General features: G+C 73.6%; 15 protein-coding genes. 9 read left to right on the forward strand and 6 right to left on the reverse strand.

Features of this window, described 5'->3' with window-relative positions:
- Positions 1–91 precede the first annotated feature (91 nt).
- From ACN9MS_RS04375 to ACN9MS_RS04385, 3 genes are all read left to right on the forward strand, one after another.
- Positions 92–1,516, forward strand: a complete 1,425-nt coding sequence (locus tag ACN9MS_RS04375; RefSeq protein WP_426310888.1) for a Gfo/Idh/MocA family oxidoreductase — start codon at positions 92–94, stop codon at positions 1,514–1,516.
- The gene (locus ACN9MS_RS04380; RefSeq protein WP_426310889.1) at positions 1,513–3,063 is read left to right on the forward strand and encodes a UxaA family hydrolase; all 1,551 of its coding nucleotides are present in this window, start codon (positions 1,513–1,515) and stop codon (positions 3,061–3,063) included. The genes ACN9MS_RS04375 and ACN9MS_RS04380 overlap by 4 nt, the downstream gene beginning before the upstream one ends.
- Before the next feature lie 64 nt (positions 3,064–3,127).
- Positions 3,128–4,153: a 3-oxoacyl-[acyl-carrier-protein] synthase III C-terminal domain-containing protein gene (locus ACN9MS_RS04385; RefSeq protein ID WP_426310890.1), complete on the forward strand. Its 1,026-nt coding sequence runs from the start codon at positions 3,128–3,130 to the stop codon at positions 4,151–4,153.
- Positions 4,154–4,220: 67 nt separating this feature from the next.
- Here ACN9MS_RS04385 and ACN9MS_RS04390 read toward each other — a convergent pair whose 3' ends face one another.
- The 3 genes from ACN9MS_RS04390 to ACN9MS_RS04400 all read right to left on the reverse strand — a co-directional run bounded on the left by ACN9MS_RS04390 (position 4,221) and on the right by ACN9MS_RS04400 (position 10,786).
- Positions 4,221–6,839, reverse strand: a complete 2,619-nt coding sequence (locus ACN9MS_RS04390) for a discoidin domain-containing protein (RefSeq protein WP_426310891.1) — start codon at positions 6,837–6,839, stop codon at positions 4,221–4,223.
- A gap of 103 nt (positions 6,840–6,942) precedes the next feature.
- Positions 6,943–8,262, reverse strand: coding sequence for a DUF1996 domain-containing protein (locus ACN9MS_RS04395; protein ID WP_426310892.1), 1,320 nt, complete (start codon positions 8,260–8,262; stop codon positions 6,943–6,945).
- A gap of 241 nt (positions 8,263–8,503) precedes the next feature.
- A complete protein-coding gene (locus ACN9MS_RS04400) occupies positions 8,504–10,786 on the reverse strand; it encodes a discoidin domain-containing protein (protein ID WP_426310893.1) in 2,283 nt (760 codons plus the stop codon).
- A 322-nt stretch (positions 10,787–11,108) separates the two neighbouring features.
- Between ACN9MS_RS04400 and ACN9MS_RS04405 the strand changes: the two genes are divergently transcribed.
- The 6 genes from ACN9MS_RS04405 to ACN9MS_RS04430 all read left to right on the forward strand — a co-directional run bounded on the left by ACN9MS_RS04405 (position 11,109) and on the right by ACN9MS_RS04430 (position 15,152).
- A complete protein-coding gene (locus ACN9MS_RS04405) occupies positions 11,109–12,155 on the forward strand; it encodes a LacI family DNA-binding transcriptional regulator (RefSeq protein ID WP_426310894.1) in 1,047 nt (348 codons plus the stop codon).
- A gap of 31 nt (positions 12,156–12,186) precedes the next feature.
- Entirely contained in the window at positions 12,187–13,236 is a 1,050-nt protein-coding gene (locus ACN9MS_RS04410; RefSeq protein WP_426310895.1) for an aldo/keto reductase, read from the forward strand.
- Positions 13,237–13,529: 293 nt separating this feature from the next.
- Positions 13,530–14,447 carry a hypothetical protein gene (locus ACN9MS_RS04415; RefSeq protein ID WP_426310896.1) on the forward strand — a complete coding sequence of 306 codons (918 nt, stop codon included), beginning with the start codon at positions 13,530–13,532 and terminating at the stop codon, positions 14,445–14,447.
- Positions 14,444–14,644 (forward strand): hypothetical protein, encoded by a 201-nt coding sequence (locus tag ACN9MS_RS04420; protein WP_426310897.1) that lies wholly within the window; start codon positions 14,444–14,446, stop codon positions 14,642–14,644. Before ACN9MS_RS04415 ends, ACN9MS_RS04420 begins: the two co-directional genes overlap by 4 nt.
- Entirely contained in the window at positions 14,631–14,861 is a 231-nt protein-coding gene (locus ACN9MS_RS04425; protein WP_426310898.1) for a hypothetical protein, read from the forward strand. Before ACN9MS_RS04420 ends, ACN9MS_RS04425 begins: the two co-directional genes overlap by 14 nt.
- A 9-nt stretch (positions 14,862–14,870) precedes the next feature.
- Positions 14,871–15,152: a hypothetical protein gene (locus ACN9MS_RS04430; RefSeq protein WP_426310899.1), complete on the forward strand. Its 282-nt coding sequence runs from the start codon at positions 14,871–14,873 to the stop codon at positions 15,150–15,152.
- Positions 15,153–15,163: 11 nt separating this feature from the next.
- Here ACN9MS_RS04430 and ACN9MS_RS04435 read toward each other — a convergent pair whose 3' ends face one another.
- The 3 genes from ACN9MS_RS04435 to ACN9MS_RS04445 all read right to left on the reverse strand — a co-directional run bounded on the left by ACN9MS_RS04435 (position 15,164) and on the right by ACN9MS_RS04445 (position 17,919).
- Positions 15,164–16,537: an RNA polymerase sigma factor gene (locus ACN9MS_RS04435; RefSeq protein WP_426310900.1), complete on the reverse strand. Its 1,374-nt coding sequence runs from the start codon at positions 16,535–16,537 to the stop codon at positions 15,164–15,166.
- Positions 16,538–16,566: 29 nt separating this feature from the next.
- Complete coding sequence (locus ACN9MS_RS04440; RefSeq protein WP_426310901.1) at positions 16,567–17,004, reverse strand: YciI family protein; 438 nt, start codon at positions 17,002–17,004, stop codon at positions 16,567–16,569.
- Between the two features lie 117 nt (positions 17,005–17,121).
- Positions 17,122–17,919, reverse strand: coding sequence for an ABC transporter ATP-binding protein (locus ACN9MS_RS04445; protein ID WP_426310902.1), 798 nt, complete (start codon positions 17,917–17,919; stop codon positions 17,122–17,124).
- Positions 17,920–17,953: the final 34 nt, after the last annotated feature.

Below are 17,953 nucleotides of genomic sequence, written 5' to 3' on the forward strand. Positions count from 1 at the left end.
GCCCGGCCAGGCCCGACCAGGACTCGACCGGCACGACCCCCAGACCGTCGCGCACACCCCGTGGCCAGGACCCCGAGAGGACCGCAGACCCGTGCACCACCCCGGCACCACCCCGACCGAGACCGTGACGACCCGCCGCCCCCGGCGCTACGCCGTCGCCGGCACCGGGCACCGCGCCCGCATGTTCGTCGACGCGCTGCTCGGTGAGCACCGCGAGGACGGTCACCTGGTCGCGTGGTGCGAGCCCAACCCGGTGCGCGCCGCCTGGTACGACCGTCGCCTCGGGGCCGCGGGTCTCGTGCCGCTGCCGCGCTACGAGCCGTCCGACCTCGGTCGGATGCTCGCCGAGCAGGCCGTGGACGCACTGATCGTGACGACGCCCGACCACGCCCACGCGGACTACGTCGTCGCGGCGCTCGGGGCCGGTGTCGACGTGGTGTGCGAGAAGCCGCTCACGACCGACGCGGCCGGGATGGCACGGATCCGCGCGGCCGCCGAGCGCTCGTCGGCCACCCTCACCGTCACCTTCAACTACCGGTACTCGCCGCGCAACACCGCGCTGCGGCGCGTGATCGCCTCGGGCGAGATCGGCGACGTCGTCTCGGTGCACTTCGAGTGGCTGCTCGACACCGTGCACGGCGCCGACTACTTCCGCCGGTGGCACCGCGACAAGGCCGCCTCGGGCGGGCTCGCCGTGCACAAGGCGAGCCACCACTTCGACCTCGTCAACTGGTGGCTCGACGACGTCCCCGAGACCGTCGTCGCGCGCGGCGGCCTCCGCTTCTACGGCGACGACGGAGCCGGGCGCCCGCCGGGGGACCGCCCCGGCCTCGGGCGCGACGCCGCGCCGGACGACCCGTTCGGCATCGACCTCGCCGGGGACGACACGCTGCGCTCGCTCTACCTCGACGCGGAGGCCGAGGACGGCTACGTGCGCGACCGCGACGTGTTCGCGCCCGGCGTCACCATCGAGGACACGATCGGCGCGCTGGTCGGCTACCGCCGCGGCGCGACCCTCACCTACTCGCTCACCGCGCACAGCCCGTGGGAGGGGTACCGCGTCGCCGTCAACGGCACGCGCGGCCGGGTCGAGCTCGACGTCGTCGAGCGCGCCCACGTGGAGTCCGGGCACGCCGCCGAGGCCCTCGGGCCGGACGGCAAGCGGCGCCCGGTCGTGGACCCGAGCGCCGTGCACGACCCCGGTGCGGGCGACGTGCGACCCTACGGCGCGCGGCTCGTCGTGCAGCGGCACTGGGAGCCCGCGCGCGAGGTGGTCATCGAGGAGGGCGAGGGGTCGCACGGGGGCGGCGACCGCCTGCTCCTCTCCGACGTCTTCCGGGGGGCTGGCGAGGACCCGCTCGCCCGCGCGGCGGGCTACGTCGACGGCCTGCGCAGCGTCGCCGTCGGCGTAGCCGTGAACCGCTCGCTCGAGACAGGGCAGGTCGTGGCGACCGCCGACCTCGGGGTGTCGCTCGAGCGCGTCGCGGCGGCCCGGCCCGAGGCGGTGCCGTCGTGACCGCGGCTGCGCGCGCGACGGACACGCCGCTGCTCGTCCTGCGCCCCGAGGACGACGTCGCCGTCGCGACGCGCGACCTCGCGCCCGGGGACGTCGTCGACCGCCCCGGGGGCGGGACGGTCGCCGTGCTCGACGCCGTCCCGCGCGGGCACAAGGTCGCCCTGCGGGACGTCCCCTCCGCCGGTCCCGTGCGCAAGTACGGGCAGGTGATCGGCGTCGCGACGCGCGACGTCCGCGCAGGCGAGCACGTGCACACGCAGAACCTCGGGTACGCGCCGGGGGAGCGCGCGCACGAGCTCGCCACGGTGCACACCCCGCTGGCGGCGCCGCCCGGACCGCGCCCGACGTTCCGGGGCTACCGCCGCGCGAACGGCACGGTCGGCACGCGCAGCTACGTCGCGATCCTCACGTCGGTCAACTGCTCCGCGAGCACGGCCCGCATGATCGCCGACCAGTTCCGCGGCCTCGCGCTCGACGCCTACGACGACGTCCACGGCGTCGTCGCCCTCACGCACCAGTCGGGGTGCGGGCTCGTGCCGACGAGCGAGGGCGCCCAGGTGCTCCTGCGCACGCTGCGCGGGTACGCCGCCCACCCCAACGTCACGGGCGTCCTCGTGCTCGGCCTCGGCTGCGAGATGATCGCCGTCGACACCGTGCTCGCGGGGGCCGACCTGTCGCCGGACACGGTCGTGCGCACGCTGACCATCCAGGAGACGGGCGGTGTGCGGGCCACCGTCCGCGCAGGCGTCGACGCGGTGCGCGAGATGGTGGCGGAGATCGACGCGCGCTGGGAGCGCACCGACTGCGACGTCGCCGACCTCGTCCTGGGGCTCAACTGCGGTGGCTCCGACGGCTACTCCGGCATCACCGCGAACCCCGCGCTCGGGATCGCGTCCGACCGCCTCGTCGCGTACGGCGGCACGTCGGCGCTCGCGGAGACGCCCGAGGTGTTCGGTGCCGAGCACCTGCTCACGCGCCGGGCCGTCACGCCGGAGGTCGGGCAGCGCCTGCTCGACCGGCTCGAGTGGTGGCAGGGCTACGCCGCCGCGGGCGGCGGCACGCTCGACAACAACCCGTCGCCCGGCAACAAGGCCGGTGGTCTGACGACGATCCTCGAGAAGTCGCTCGGCGCCGTGGCCAAGGGCGGGCAGGCCGACCTCGCCGCCGTGCACGAGTACGCCGAGCCGCTCGACACGCGGGGCTTCGTCTTCATGGACACCCCCGGCTACGACCCCGTCTCCGTCACCGGGCTCGTCGCGGGCGGGGCGACCGTCGTGTGCTTCACCACGGGCCGCGGGTCCGTGTTCGGCTGCAAGCCCACGCCGAGCATCAAGCTCGGCACCAACAGCGAGCTCTACGCGCGCATGGGCGACGACGTGGACATCGACTGCGGGAGGATCGTCGACGGCGTCGCGACCCTGGAGGAGGTGGGCGACGAGATCTTCGCCCGCATCCTCGCGGTCGCCTCGGGGGAGGAGACGGCGAGCGAGGAGCTCGACCTCGGCGGCGAGGAGTTCGTCCCGTGGCAGCTCGGGACGGTCACCTGAGGCCTGGGGCCTGGGGTCGAGAGGTCGGTCGGGGCGCCCCCCGGTGCGTGACATGATCGACCTCATGCTCACTCCCGCCACCGGCGCGGCCGGGTCGCGCATCGCCGGCCTCGGTCACTTCCAGCCCGAGAAGACGCTGACGAACGACGACATCGCGCAGCTCGTCGAGACCAACGACGAGTGGATCCGCTCGCGGACGGGGATCGTCACGCGGCACGTCGCCGACGACGACACGACGGTCGCCGACATGGCCACCGCGGCCGCGCGCCACGCGCTCGCCGACGCGGGCGTCGACCCCGCCGAGGTCGACCTCGTGATCGTCGCGACGGCCACTGCGACCGACCGGTCGCCCAACACCGCGGGCCGCGTCGCCTACCACCTGCGCACCGGTGTGATGCCCGGGCAGTCCACGCCCGAGGAGGCGTCCGAGCTCGACCTGCGGGGCGTCGTCGGGCCCGCCGTGCTCGACGTCAACGTCGCCTGCTCCGGGTTCGCCCACTCCGTCGGCCTCGCCGACCAGGCGATCCGCGCCGGTTCCGCCCGCACCGCCGTCGTGATCGGCGCGGAGAAGCTCACCGCGTTCACCGACTGGACCGACCGCAGCACGTGCATCCTCACCGCCGACGGCGCGGGCGCGGCCGTGCTGCGCGCCACGGACGAGCCCGGCGTCGGGCCCGTGACCTGGGGCTCCGAGCCCGACCTCACGCCCGCCGTGCTCATCGAGTCGCCCGCCGACACGTTCGCCCAGGACGGCCGCGCCGTCTTCAAGTGGGCCATCACGCGCGCCGCCGACCGCGCGCGCTCCGTCGTGGAGCGCTCCGGCGTCTCGCTCGACGACATCGAGGTCCTCGTCGCGCACCAGGCGAACCTGCGCATCATCGAGCCGCTCGCGAAGTCGCTCGGGCTCGACTCCAAGATCGTCGTCACCGACATCGTCGAGTCGGGCAACACGTCCGCCGCGTCCATCCCGCTCGGGCTCTCCAAGTGGTGGCACGCCGGCAAGATCCCTGCAGGCGTCCCCGCCCTGCTCTTCGGCTTCGGCGGCGGGTTCGCGTGGGCGGGCCAGGTCGTGGAGACCCCGACCCGCTGACGCACGTCGCCGTCGACCCGGCCCCTGCACCGGGTCGACGGCGACGTCACCGCGTGCCTCGGACGGCCTACGGGTAGCTGACGACCTTCGCCGGGACGGTCTCGACGCCGCTGGCGCGGGGGCCGACGCCGTTGATGACGTGCTCGTAGGTGCCCACCCCGCCGAGCGAGACGGTCAGGAGCGAGTGCATCTTGACGCCCGGGGTGATCGGCACCTCGAACCCGTTGTCGGAGACGATCGACGCGTCGGACGTGAACACGCAGTAGGAGCCCAGGCCCCAGGCCTCGTGGTTCCGCACGTGGTCCGCGACCTTGTACGCCGCCCATCCGCGGATGCCGTCGTGGTTCCACGCGGCCTGGTTCGGCGGGTCGTACGGGAGCTCGTTCTGGTAGAAGATCGTGCGCCCCCGCTCGCCGTTCCACAGGGTGTTGTACTTCTGGTAGTGCTCGACGAAGAGGCCGTAGCCGTCGACGTCGTCGCCGTTGACCACCAGCCCGTAGTCGGCGGTGTTGACGTCCCAGCCGATGCCCTCGCCGTGGTCGCCGCGCCAGGACCAGATGTGGTCGACGATCGTGTCGTCCGCGTTGATGACGATCGCGCTGTCCACCTTGCCCGCGTGCGCGCCGCCGACGCGCACGAACACGTCGTGGATCGAGATCGGGTCGTCGGCGTGGTCCGCGCTCGAGCCGTCCGTGCCCACGGTGAGCATGCTCGGGGACTCGGCCGCCCCGGCGTCGAACAGGACGCTCGCGACCCGGACGCCGTCGACGTCGCCGACCTGGAGCGCCGTCTGCCCCGCGGAGGGCACGATCGTCGCGTACCCGAGGCCGAGCACGACCGTGTCGGCGCGGTTCACCTCGATCGTCTCGTCGAGGTGGTAGACGCCCGGGGTGAGCAGCAGGTGGAGGCCCTGGTCGAGCGCCGCGTTGATGTGCTCGGCGGTGTCGCCGGGGTGCGCGACGTAGAAGTCGTCGAGCGGGATCGACGTGCCGGGCGTGGAGCCGTTCTTCCACGTCGCGCCGCGCGTGCCCTCGCGCAGCGACGGGACGAAGACGGCGTAGTCGTCGCCGTCGAGGTAGAGGTACGGCTTCTCGCGGATCGTGCCCGTGGTGTCGAGCGTGGTGACGGCGGGCTCGGGGAACGTCGTCGGCGGGGCGTTCTCGGTGCCGGAGAACACCATGTTCCACAGCGTGCCGTCCCAGCCGCCCGTGAGCGTCGAGTCGCGCGTGTACCACTGCTGCTGCGTGTAGCCCCGCACCTGGCCGTCGACGATCGAGTCGGCGGTGAAGCCGCCCGACGCCCACCCGTAGCGCGACGAGTGCAGCATGAGGTTGCCCTTGACGTGGATGCGGCGCATGGGCGCGGCCTGCGAGACGGCCCAGCGCATGTCGCCGCCGGTCGGGGTGACGGCGAGGTTCTCGATGGAGCGCCAGAAGTTCTGCGTCGCGTTCCCCTCGAACCACTCCGCGTCGGCCCAGACGCCGCCCGTGATGTTCACGTCGTCGGGGTTCCGGCCGAGGCCGTTGACCGCGGTGTTGAAGCCGACGTTGACGTGCACCGGGTACGTACCGGGCTCGAAGAGGAACTGGTCGCGGCGCAGGCCGAACTGGCTCTCCTCCTGCGCCGCGTACGCGGCGTCGACGGCGGCCTGGATGTCGGCCACCGGGGTGCCGGGGCCGAACACGTGCACGTTCGGCCCGAGGTCCCCGCCGCCCTCGATCGGCTCGCCCGTGCCCGGGTTCGGTGTCCCGTCACCCGTGGTCAGCACGCGCAGCTCCCAGACCGAGTAGCCCCAACCGGTACCGCGCTCGGTGCCGACGAGCCGGACGTAGCGACCGGACCCGGTGACGTCGAGCGCCTGCTTGCCGCCCGTCCCGGCGGTCACCGTACGCAGCGTGCGCCACAGGGCGCCGTCGTCGGACGTCTCGACCCGGAAGCCCTTGCCGTAGGCGCCCTCCCAGTCGATCTCGATCCCGCACACCGGCTGGATCGAACCGAGGTCGACCTGGAGCCACTGCGCGTCGGAGAACTCGCTGCTCCAGCGCGTGTCGGCCTTGCCGTCCACCGCGAGGCCCGCGGCGTACGCGCCCTCGGCGGACGACGCCGTCGCCGCCTTCCCGAGCGCGGCGTTCGTGGTGCAGTCGTCGCCGGGCCCGCCCGGGTCGACCGTACCGCCGTCGGTCCCGGGTGTGCCGAACACCTGGAGCTCCCACAGCGAGTAGCCGTAACCGGTGCCGCGCTCGGTGCCGAGCAGGCGCACGTAGCGCCCGGTCCCGGACACGGGCAGCGTCTGCTGCCCGCCCGTGCCGTCGGTGACGGTCCGCAGCGTGCGCCAGGTCGAGCCGTCGTCGGACGCCTCGATGCGGAAGCCCTTGCCGTAGGCGCCCTCCCAGCTCAGGGCGACGGACGACAGCGTGGAGATCCGGCCGAGGTCGACCTGGAGCCACTGGCCCTCGGCGAACTCGCTGCCCCAGCGGGTGTTCAGGTCGCCGTCGACCGCCCGTGCGGCGGCGTAGTCGCCCTGCACGCTCGATGCTGTCGCGGGCTTGCCCTGGGAGAGGTTGACGGGGTCCGCCGCGGCCGCGACGGGCGCTGCGGCCGCCACGAGCGGGGCCGCGACGCACGCCGCGGTCAGCCCCGCGGCGAGGGAGGCCAGGCGGAGCCTGGCCGTGGGTCGGAGATGCATGGTCCTGCCTTCTTCGGGTCGGGAGGCCGTGCCACGGGCACGACCGTGCCCCGGACGCGGCGCCGTCGCGCTCGACGACGCCGCGCCAGTCGGGCGGTGGGTGTCAGCCGACGAGCTGGTAGCTCTCGTCGAGGACGGTGCCGCGGTGCGGCTTGTAGAGGTCGTAACCGCGCGGGTTGCACTGGAGCCCGCCGTTGATGCAGTGCTCCACGAGGCGCTCCAGCACCTCGGGCTCCCAGCCGTTGATGAAGTCGTAGTGCCACGACTGGTCGGAGCCGCTCACGAGCCGTACGTCGGACATGTCACCGCTCACCGGCCACGCGATCTTGAACTCGATCATCGGGACCGCGATCGGGTGCGTCATGGGGCACTGCCCGTCCACGGGGTACGCCATGTGCGCGCCGTGGCCCATGTGCGCGGACGCGTCGGGCGACAGGTGCATGCCGTCCCAGCAGCTCGGGGCCTGGTAGCGGATGTTCAGCTCGGTGCCCTCGGGGCAGTGGGCCGGGATGTCCCAGCTCTTCGAGATGTCGCCGCACTCCCAGCCCTCGACGGCGCCGGGCGCGGTCCGGAACTCGTCGTACGTCGCCATCATGTCGCCCGCGACGAACCGCAGACCCGGCGGGAAGGGCTTGACCTTCGTGTAGTCGTCGATCCCGGACTTGTAGTAGATCGTCATGGGGATGTCGGGCTCGATCGGGACGCCGTTCTTCTCGATCGCCGGGAACCAGTACGACGAGTGGTCCTGCGGGACCGTGCAGGTCGAGTCGGTGTTCTCGAACAGGTCCTCCGGGACCGTGAACGCGTCCGTCACGCGGTTGCCGACGAACGTGTGCAGGTGCGACCTCCCGGGCTGGCCCGGGAAGACGATCGGGTCGTCGGGCAGGAAGTGCGAGAACGAGCAGTTGGCCTGGAACTCGTGGTGCGTGACCTCGTCGTCCCACCCCGGCGGGTCCTCGGGGTCCGGCGCGTCGCCGTCGCCGAACACCTGGAGCTCGTACAGCGAGTAGCCGTACTGCGTGCCACGCTCCGTCCCGACGACCTGGACGTAGCGGCCCGTCGCGTCGACGTCGAACGACTGCACGCCGCCCGTCCCGTCGGCGACGGTGGCGACGGTCGTCCAGGACCGGCCGTCCTGCGACACCTGGACCGTGAAGTCCTTGCCGTACGCCGCCTCCCAGTCGAGGACGACGCGGTCGAGGTCGTGCGCCTCGCCGAGGTCGACGCGGAGCCACTGGTCGTCGCTCGGCTGGCTCGCCCAGCGGGTGGCCCGGTCTCCGTCGACCGCGAACCGGGGCCCCAGGCCGCCGGACTCGGAGCTCGACGCCGCCGTGAGCGCGCCCTGGGAGAGCAGGGTGTCCGGGGCGGCGGCGGCGCTCGTCGTGACGACGACCGAGGTCGACGCGACGAGGACGCCGGTCATCGTCGCCGCGACCCGGCGCCGGCCGGTCCCGGCGCGGCGTCGGCCGTGCCGGGGAGGCGATAGCGTGGTGGTGCGTGTCGTGCCGTGCATGCTTCCTCCTTCGAGGTCGTCGCGCGCTGCGGAGCCTCTCGGGCAGGAGCGCGCGACGCTGCGCGGATGATGGGCACGCCCGGCGTCTGTCACCGGGCGCCGTGCCGGGTGGGGGCGGTTGCCGCCGCCCCCACCCGGACGTCTGAGGGTGTCAGCGCTGGTAGACGCCGAGCTCGAACAGCGAGTAGCCCCACGCCGTGCCGCGCGCGTCGAGCTTGAGCCGCACGTAGCGGCCGTTGCCCGCGACGTCGAGGCTGTCGACCCCGCCGTCACCGTCGGTCACCGTGCGGACCGTGGTCCAGGACTGCTCGTCGTTCGACGTCTGGATCTGGTAGGCCTTGCCGAACGCCGACTCCCAGACGAGCTGGACGTGCTGGAACGCCTGGACGGAGCCGAGGTCGACCGTCAGCCACTCGTCGTCGTCCCAGTCGCTCGCCCAGCGCGTGCCCGGGTCGCCGTCGGTCGCCTGGCCGGGGGACCAGTTGCCGTTCCAGGGGTCGAAGCTCGACGCCGTCGTGGTCTTGCCCTGCGCGATGTTCGTCCCGGCGACGGGCGGCGCCACGACGCGGAACGAGCGCGTCTCGACCCCGACGTTCCCCTTGCCGTCCTCGGCCCAGACGTAGAGCTTCCACACGCCGAGCCGCGAGGGCGCGGTGACCGAGAACTTCCCCTGGCCCTTGCTCGTGAGATCGGTCCAGGCGAGGCCGCCGGCGCCGTCGACGTACTTGCTGTTGAAGAACGCGACGTAGTTGATCGGGTCGCCGTCGGGGTCGGTCGCGGCGAGGTCGAAGTCGAGCGTGGCGCCGGCCGTCACGGACGTCGAGCCCGGGATCGCCATGCCGGTGATCCGCGGGGCCGTGTTCACGCCCGTGAGGTCGACGCCCCAGGTCTTGGCGATCGCGTGGTAGCCGAGGCGCTTGTTGTTGCCGGGGGTGATGTTGAACCACACGCCGCCGAAGTCGCCCTCGACGCCGTAGTGGAAGAACGTCGCGCCGAGCGCCTTGCCCTCGTGCTCCATGAGGCACTTCCACGACAGCGGGAGCGCGCGGCTCTTCTCGATGTCGGTGGGCTCGTCCGGGACGCCGTTCGCGTCGTCCGGCACCTCCCACTCGCCGGCCGCGCCGCCCTCGGTGAGCACGTACGGCTTGCCGTAGCTCCCGGCCTCCCACGCCTCAGCGATGCTGCACACGTCGCCGTACGCGTTGATGGAGAGCAGGTCCAGGTCGGGTGCGTGGTCGCGGATGTACGGCCACGCACCGGTCCACGCGTCGGTGTTCGACGTCGGGTGGTTGGGGTCGATCGCGTGGATCGCGACGCTCACCTCGTTGACGAACGACGCGTACGCGTTGCGGATCTCCTCGAGGTCGGTGCCGGAGTAGCAGTTCTGCAGACCGAGGATCGCCTCGTTGCCGATGTTCCACATGAGCACGGCCGGGTGGTTCTTGTACTCCTCGACCCAGCGCAGGATGTCGGCCTTGGTCTCGTTCTTGTACGTCGTGTCGGTGCGGTAGTCGATGCAGCCGCCCGACCCCGGGCCGCCGCCCGGCATGAGCCAGAAGCCCGCGATGACGCGGACGTCGTGCTCGGCCGCGGCGTCGAAGATCGCGCGCGAGTCGGCGCCCGTGCCCCAGGTGCGGGTCGTGTTGCCGTTGATGTCGGCGAGGCCCTGCATGCGCGCACCGGTCTCCTCGGCGTTCGTGCCGCCCCACGTGAACCCGCGCACGGTGTACGGCTGGCCGTCCACCTGGAGGTCCCAGTCGCCATTCGCGCCGACGACCTCGACGACGCTCGGGCCCGAGTCCTTGACAGGGACCGTCGGGTGGCCCGGGTGCACGTAGTCGGGGAACGGGTCGGTCGGGTCACCGGGGTCGGTCGGGTCCGTGGGGTCGGTCGGACCCGAGCCGCCCGCCTCGCCGAAGACGCGGAACTCGTAGAGCGAGTGGCCGTAGCCGCCGGGGCGCGCGGTCGACAGGACGCGCACGTAGCGGCCCTTCCCGTCCACGTCGAGGACGTCCGTGCCGCCGTCGCCCTGGGTCGTGGAGTAGAGCGTCCGCCACGCCGAGCCGTCGTCGGAGACCTGGACCTGGTACGCGGAGGAGTACGCGCCCTCCCAGACCAGCTCGACCCGGTCGACGCTCGCGTCCTGCTGCAGGTCGACCCGGAGCCACTGGGGGTCGCTCCAGGCGCTGGACCAGCGCGTGCCGAGGTCGCCGTCGACCGCCTTGTCCGCGGCGTACCCGGCCCAGTCGTCCTGGACGGACGACGCGGTGGCGGGCTTGCCCTGGGACAGGAGCACCGGCTCGGCGCTCGCGGTCGTCGCGGGCACGACGAGCGCCGCGCCCGCGAGCGCGCCGGAGGCCAGCGTCGCGAGCGCGGCGCGGGCCGCTCGGCGTCTGCGGGGTCGCCCGGGGGCGGTGGGGGATGTGGTGCGCATCGTGTTCGTCTACCTCTCCGTCCGCCCCAGGTCTGCGTCGACCCGGGGCACAGTTCGTCGTCGAGCCGTGCCCTCAGCCGCGGCGCCGCGGCTGAGGTGTGAAGCAGGGAGAGCGCTCTTACCCGAGGCCCGAGTTTTCACCCGCTCACGGGGGCTGTCAAGCGCTGCTGGTGCTCCGGCGGGCGGGAATAAGCTCATAAATCGGGCTAAAAGGGGCGCTAAGTCTGACAAACTGGTTAGTAAGAAAAGGGGATGCGATCCGAGCTCGCCCCGAGACGGGGCGACCCGGGAAAGCGCTCTTACCCCTGCTATCGTCGGTGGCGTGAGCGAGGACGTGCAGCACCGGGCGCCGACGCTCGACGACGTCGCCCGGGTGGCAGGCGTGTCGCGCGCGACGGTCTCGCGCGTCGTCAACGGCAAGCGCAAGGTCGCGCCCGCCGTCCAGGAGGTCGTCCTGGAGGCCGTCGCGACGACCGGCTACGTCCCCAACCGTGCCGCCCGCTCGCTCGTCACACGGCGCACCGGGACGGTCGCCGTCGTCGTCTCCGGTGCCGAGCCGGCCCCCGACGACGGCCTGCACCTCCCGCGCCTGCTCGCCGACCCGTTCTTCGGCCGCGTCGTGGGGTCGTTCGTGCGGTCCCTGCGTCCGCACGACGTCCACCCGGTGCTCATGCTCGCCGACGGCGACGAGGCGAGACGGCAGGTCGTGTCGTACCTGCGGTTCGGCAACGCCGACGGCGCGCTCCTGGTCTCCACGCACGCCGACGACCCGCTCCCCGAGCAGCTCCTGGCCACGGGCAGACCCACGGTGCTCTTCGCCCGGCCGCCGCGGCCCCTCCCGGTGAGCTACGTCGACGTCGCGAACGCCGACGGCGCACGCCTCGCCGCGCACCACCTGCTGGACCGCGGCTGCCGGACGGTCGGCGTCGTCTCGGGGCCTCTCGACGTGCTCGCGGCCCGGGACCGCCTCGACGGCTTCCGCGACGCGATGGCCCGGCGGGGTCACGCGTACGTGCCGAGCGTCGAGGGCAACTTCACGGTCGAGAGCGGCGAGGCCGCGATGCTCGAGCTGTTGCGCACAGCGCCGGGGCTCGACGGCGTCTTCGTCTCGAACGACGTCATGGCGCAGGGCGCGGTCCACGCGCTGCGCGAGCAAGGGCGCCGGGTCCCCGACGACGTCGCCGTGGTGGGGTTCGACGACAGCCCCGCCGGCACGCTCACGCGCCCGGCCCTGACGACCGTGCGCCAACCCGTGGAGGAGATGGCGGCCGAGATGGCGCGCCTCCTGCTGGAGCAGGTCGAGACCGGTGAGCCGCGGGTCACGTCACGGATCTTCGACCCCGTGCTCGTCGTGCGGGACTCGGCCTAGCTCCCCGGGCGCGGGGAGGCAGAATGGGCACATGCCTCTCGCCCCGCGCTACGTCGCCGCCGACGACCGTTACGACACCATGACCTACCGCCGGACGGGGCGCAGCGGCCTCGACCTGCCCGCGATCTCGCTCGGTCTGTGGCACAACTTCGGCGACGTGAACCCGTTCGAGACGCAGCGCGCCGTCCTGCGCCGCGCCTTCGACCTCGGGATCACGCACTTCGACCTGGCCAACAACTACGGCCCGCCGTACGGCTCCGCGGAGGAGAACTTCGGCCGCCACCTCGCCCAGGACCTCGGCGCGTACCGCGACGAGCTCGTCATCTCCTCCAAGGCCGGGTACGACATGTGGCCCGGGCCCTACGGCGACGGCGGCTCGCGCAAGTACCTCCTGTCGTCGCTCGACCAGTCGCTGACGCGCATGGGCCTCGACTACGTGGACGTCTTCTACCACCACCGCCCGGACCCGAGCACGCCGCTCGAGGAGTCCATGCGGGCGCTGCACGACGCCGTCCAGCAGGGCAAGGCGCTCTACGTCGGCGTCTCCAACTACTCGCCGTCCCGCACGCGCGAGGCCGCCGCGATCCTCGCCGACCTCGGCACCCCGCTGCTCATCCACCAGCCCAGCTACTCGATGCTCAACCGCCACGTCGAGGACCCGGCGCACGAGGACCGCTACGACGGCGTCCAGAGCGAGTCGCTGCTCGACGTCGTGGGCGACCTCGGTGTCGGCACCATCGTGTTCTCGCCCCTCCAGCAGGGCCTGCTCACGGACCGCTACCTCTCCGGCTCCGCGCCCGAGGGGTCGCGCGCCGCACGCCCCGACTCCCCGTTCCTGTCCGAGCAGAACCTCGACGAGACCTACCTCGAGCGGGCCCGGGCGCTGAACGAGATCGCCGCCGGCCGCGACCAGACCCTCGCTCAGCTCGCCCTCGCCTGGGTGCTCCGCGACGACCGCGTCACGTCCGCCCTCGTCGGCGCGAGCAGCGTCCGCCAGCTCGAGAACAACGTCGCGGCCCTCTCGGCACCCCCGCTCACCCCCGACGAGTCGGCCGAGATCGAGTCCGTCCTCACGCGGTAGGGGAGCACGGCGGGCGGTGCGCCCTCCTCCCGCCGCCCTGCACGCCTCGCGCCTCGCCCTCGCGCCCCCTGCTCCGGGGCCCGCGCGCTCGGCGCGCGCCCTGGCGTGCGTGCGGGCGGGAGGTGCAGTGTCCTGGATGCAGGGGGCGTGCAGTGGTCGGTGGTCTCGTCAGCGGTGGATCCGCGCGGGACGGCGCACGCGCCTCCGGCCGCGGCGTCCCCCGAGCGGCCGCGCGGCGGCCGCCGAGAGGGCGGTCCGCCTGAGCGGGCTCCCGCCGAGGTGAGGAGGAGCCGATGACCAGGTCCAATCCCGTGGTCTGGCTGGGGCGCACGGCGCGACGCGGCCTGACCGACCTGCCGCGCAACATCCTGTGGTTGCTGGACACCGGGGTGGCGACGCCCGCCCGGTCCGCGGGCCACACCGTCCAGGCGGCAGGGCAACGCGCCGCGACGACCGTGGCGGACGCCAACCCGTTCACCTCGGGCACGGAGCGTCGGACGAGCCGCGTGGACGCGGCGATGGAGCGCGTCCGAGAGCTCGAGCTGCGAGCCCACGACGCGGCCCGGGAGGCCAAGGAGCGGGACGACGCCGCCCGCGACGTCGAGGCGGAGGGCGGCAGACGGCTCGAGGAGGCCCGTGACGAGGGAGAGCGCGACGTCGCTCAGGTGGTCGCGGACGCCCAGCGCGAGGCCGACCAGTACGTGGCGGCGAAGAGGGCTCGGGCGCAGGAGGACGCGGCTCGCCGCGTGGCGGAGATGCAGGGGCAGGTCCGCAGCCGCGTGGAGCAGGCGCAGCAGCAGGCCGAGAAGGCGCGCGGCCGGGCCGAGGAGGCGATCGAGCATGCTCGCCAGGAGATGGCCACGGCGCGCGAGCTGGCGGAAGAGGCTGCCGCGGAGGCCCGTCGAGCAGCCGACGAGGCTCGCGCCCGCGCCGAGCGCCTGGCGGGAGAGGCCGAGGAAGAGGCCGAGGCGGCACGACGGAGGGTGGAGGACGCGGACGACCGACGGAGGGCGGCGACCGCGGAGGGCCGCAGGCTCGGGGCCGACGCCGACACGGACCCGCTCAACCTCGACGAGATGACCAAGGAGAAGCTGCTCGCGCTCGGCACGGAGATGGGTCTCGAGCTGACCACGTCGATGCGCAAGCAGGCGATCGTCACGGCGATCCGCAGGCACTCGGCCGAGCACGACCAGAAGGTGGGAGCGTCATGAGCGCGTTGTTCCGGAAGAAGACTTTCCTCGACCGGGTGAAGGAGTCGCTCCGGCACCAGCAGAAGCGGGTCGGCACCGGTGCGGTGCGGACCGGCCTGATCACGCTCGGGTCGGTGGCGGCGGTCACGGCCGCCAGCGCGGCGGTCTCGGCCGTACGGAGTCGCCAAGGATCGGACGACGGCGATGCTCGGCAGTAAGACCCTGGGCCGTGTGGCCTTCTTCGGGCTGGGGTACCTGCTGGGCACCCGGGCAGGGCGGGAGCGGTACGCCCAGATCGAGGCGGGCGCGAAGGCCGTCGTCGCACAGGTACGGGCTCGTCTCGCCGAGGCGGACGTGACGACGTCGGCTTCCCAGTCCTCGTCCGGGGCGGACGACGCGCCCGACCGGGACCGTGAGATCCGGCTCGGCGACTAGACGGGCGCCATGGACATCGAGATCCGCCTCCTGGCACGCCTGCTCCGTATCCCGCTGCTCAGGGTCGAGGGAGTCGTCGCGATCCGCGACGACGGCGACCTCGGCGAGCTCGGCGGGCGTCGTGCGACGCGCGGGACGTCGGTCGTCGACGCCTCGCCGCAGCGCGCCCCGGCGCGGCGGCCCGACCCGACGTCCGGGGCGCCGCTGGGACGTGACCTCGCGGCTGCCGAGGCGCTCCTCGCCGCGCTGAGCGTGCCGGGACGGCGAGGAGACGTCCGCTCGCTCGGCTGACCGGACCGGGCTCACGGTGCCGGGTCCACGTCGTGCCGCCGCGCGCCCGTCGTCGAGGACGCGGCGGCGGCCCGTTCCAGCAGGAGCTGACGCTCGTGGCGGGTCGGCGCGAGACCGGCGGCGCTCTCGAGGACGACCGCGGCCTCGGCGTGCCGGCCCAGCCGGGTCAGGAGGTCGCCGCGCACGGCGCCGTAGAGGTGGTGGCGCGCGAGGCGCGGGTCGTCCGCGACGGCGTCGAGCACGACGAGCGCGGCCTCGGGACCGTCCGCGTAGCCCACGGCCACGGCGCGGTTGAGCTCGACCACGGGGGAGGGCGCGACGGACGCGAGCGCGTCGTAGAGCGCGACGATCGCCTCCCAGTCGGTGTCGGCCCACGTCGCGGCGCGCGCGTGGCACGCGGCGATGGCCGCCTGGAGCGAGTAGGGGCCGAGGGCCTTCCCGGCGCGCGTGCCGAGCGCGAGCGCGCGGTCGAGCGCGGCGAGGCCGTGGCGGACGAGGAGCCGGTCCCAGCGCGACCGGTCCTGGTCCTCGAGGAGCACGGGCTCGCCGTCCGGGCCGGGGCCGGTGCGGGCCGCGAACCGCGACGCCTGGAGCTCCATGAGCGCGACGAGCCCGTGCACCTCCGGCTCGCCCGGCAGCAGCCCGGCGAGCACGCGGCCGAGCCGCATGGCGTCCTCGGCGAGCTCGCGCCGCACCCACGTGTCGCCCGACGTCGCGGCGTATCCCTCGGTGAAGACGAGGTACACGACCTCGAGCGCCGCGGGGATGCGTGCGGCGAGCTCGTCGGCCTGCGGGACGTCGAAGGGGACGTTCGCCTCGGCGAGCGTCCGCTTGGCGCGGGAGATGCGCTGCCCCACGGTCGCGGACGGGACGAGGAACGCGCGGGCGATCTCGTCGGTCGTCAGGCCCCCCACGAGGCGCAGCGTGAGCGCGACGCGGGACTCGCGCGGCAGCACCGGGTGGCACGCGACGAGGACGAGCGCGAGCAGGTCGTCGCCCACGGGGTCGTCGACGATCGCGTCGGTGGCCGGGACCGACCCGACGAGGACCGCGCCGCCGTCGTCGGCGTGCGCGACCGTCGTCGTCCCCCTGCCGGACCTCGCACCGGGCGCGGCGAGACCCGCCGCGAGCCGCGCGTACTTCTCGTCGCGCGTGCGCTCGCGGCGGACCAGGTCGACGGCGCGGCGGCGCGCGACGGTCGTCAGCCACGCGCCCGGGTTGTCCGGGACGCCCTGCTCGGGCCACTGCTCGAGCGCGGCGACGAACGCCTCCTGGGCGACCTCCTCGGCGAGGCCGATGTCCCGCAGGGTCCGCGCCAGGCCCGCGACGAGCCGCGGCGACTCGATGCGCCACACGGCCTCGACGGTGCGGGAGACGTCGGTCATCGCCGTGCCCGTCCTCGCCCCGATGAGCCTCAGGAGCCCTGCTGGGCGCGGATCTGCTCCGCGAGGCGCTCGTCCTTCGCGCGCTGCGCCGGGGTGTACTCGGCGCCGAAGTCCTCGAGCTCGAAGATCGGGCGGATCTCGAGCACCTCCTCCAGCCCTGCGCTGGGGTCGCTCGGGCACTTGCGCGCCCACTCGACGGCCTCCTCGAGCGAGGAGACCTGCCAGATCCAGTACCCGGCGACGATCTCCTTGGACTCGGTGAAGGGCCCGTCGACGACCGACGTCTCGCCCCCGCTGAACACGACGCGCGCGGCCTTGGCCGTGGGCTGGAGGCCCTGGCCGTCGAGCATGATGCCCGCCTTGACGAGCTCCTCGTTGTACGCGCCCATCTGGGCGAGCATCTCCTGCGTGGGGGCGATCTTGTCCTCGTCGGCCCCGTTGCCCGTGATCATGACCATGACTCGCATGACGTTCCTCCTCGGTGAGTGCCTCCTCGACCCTAGTGTCGTGAAGGCGCGTTCACCCTGACGTCGTACGGAGACCCCCGGTCTTCGACACGCGTCGCCGACGAGTTTCCCGGAGCGTCAGCGGAAGCGCTGGACGGCGAGCGGCGCGGCCTCCGCGAGCCCCCGCACGGCCGGGTGGTCGGCGCCCGGGGCGGTGCCGGCGAAGACGTCGCGCAGCGCCCCGGCGGCGACGAACGTCCCGTCGGCGAGCACGTGGACGGAGGGGCACATCCGCTCGACGAGCTCCAGGTCGTGCGAGACGAGCAGCACCGCGGTGCCGAGCTCGGCGGTCGCGTCGGCGAGGCGCCGCACGACGTCGCCCCGCATCGCCGGGTCGACGGCGGTGAGCGGCTCGTCGAGCAGCAGGGCGCGCGGGCGGGTCGCGAGCGCGACGGCGAGCGCGACCCGCTGCTTCTCCCCGCCCGAGAGCGAGTGGATCGTGCGCGGCGCGTACCGGGGCTCGAGCGCGACGTCGCCGAGCAGGTCCTCGACGGATCGTCCGCTGGGGCGACCGGCCTTGCGGGCGTCCTTGAGCGCGGCGGACAGCGTGCGGTCGACGGTCCAGCGCGGGTCGATCCCGATCCCGGCGAGGCCGTCCTGGGAGACGCGGCGGACGTCGGCGGTGAACTGCTTCTTGTCCCGGCGCGACAGCTTGGTGACCGTGCGCCCGGCGTACGTGACGTGTCCGGCGGTCGGCCGCACGAGCCCGACGAGCGCGCGCACGACCGTGGACTTCCCGGCGCCCGACTCGCCGACGATCCCGACCGGCAGGGCGCCGGGCACGACGTCGAGGTCGATGCCGTGCACGACGTCGGGCCCTCCGTAGCCGGCCGCGAGGCCGGTGGCGCGCAGGATCGGGGTCGTCGTCGTGCTCATGGGTCACCTTCTGGTTCGTCGGGGCCGGGCGGGC

The sequence above is a fragment of the Cellulosimicrobium sp. E-16 genome (assembly GCF_049913115.1).
Lineage (GTDB): Bacteria > Actinomycetota > Actinomycetes > Actinomycetales > Cellulomonadaceae > Cellulosimicrobium.

What these genes read in the sequence shown, in the direction of transcription:
- ACN9MS_RS04385 (WP_426310890.1), top strand. Translation starts at nt 3,128, where the DNA reads ATGCTCACTCCCGCCACCGGCGCGGCCGGGTCGCGCATCGCCGGCCTC.
- ACN9MS_RS04390 (WP_426310891.1), bottom strand. Translation starts at nt 6,839, where the DNA reads ATGCATCTCCGACCCACGGCCAGGCTCCGCCTGGCCTCCCTCGCCGCG.
- ACN9MS_RS04395 (WP_426310892.1), bottom strand. Translation starts at nt 8,262, where the DNA reads ATGACCGGCGTCCTCGTCGCGTCGACCTCGGTCGTCGTCACGACGAGC.
- ACN9MS_RS04400 (WP_426310893.1), bottom strand. Translation starts at nt 10,786, where the DNA reads ATGCGCACCACATCCCCCACCGCCCCCGGGCGACCCCGCAGACGCCGA.
- ACN9MS_RS04410 (WP_426310895.1), top strand. Translation starts at nt 12,187, where the DNA reads ATGCCTCTCGCCCCGCGCTACGTCGCCGCCGACGACCGTTACGACACC.
- ACN9MS_RS04415 (WP_426310896.1), top strand. Translation starts at nt 13,530, where the DNA reads ATGACCAGGTCCAATCCCGTGGTCTGGCTGGGGCGCACGGCGCGACGC.
- ACN9MS_RS04420 (WP_426310897.1), top strand. Translation starts at nt 14,444, where the DNA reads ATGAGCGCGTTGTTCCGGAAGAAGACTTTCCTCGACCGGGTGAAGGAG.
- ACN9MS_RS04425 (WP_426310898.1), top strand. Translation starts at nt 14,631, where the DNA reads ATGCTCGGCAGTAAGACCCTGGGCCGTGTGGCCTTCTTCGGGCTGGGG.
- ACN9MS_RS04430 (WP_426310899.1), top strand. Translation starts at nt 14,871, where the DNA reads ATGGACATCGAGATCCGCCTCCTGGCACGCCTGCTCCGTATCCCGCTG.
- ACN9MS_RS04435 (WP_426310900.1), bottom strand. Translation starts at nt 16,537, where the DNA reads ATGACCGACGTCTCCCGCACCGTCGAGGCCGTGTGGCGCATCGAGTCG.
- ACN9MS_RS04440 (WP_426310901.1), bottom strand. Translation starts at nt 17,004, where the DNA reads ATGCGAGTCATGGTCATGATCACGGGCAACGGGGCCGACGAGGACAAG.
- ACN9MS_RS04445 (WP_426310902.1), bottom strand. Translation starts at nt 17,919, where the DNA reads ATGAGCACGACGACGACCCCGATCCTGCGCGCCACCGGCCTCGCGGCC.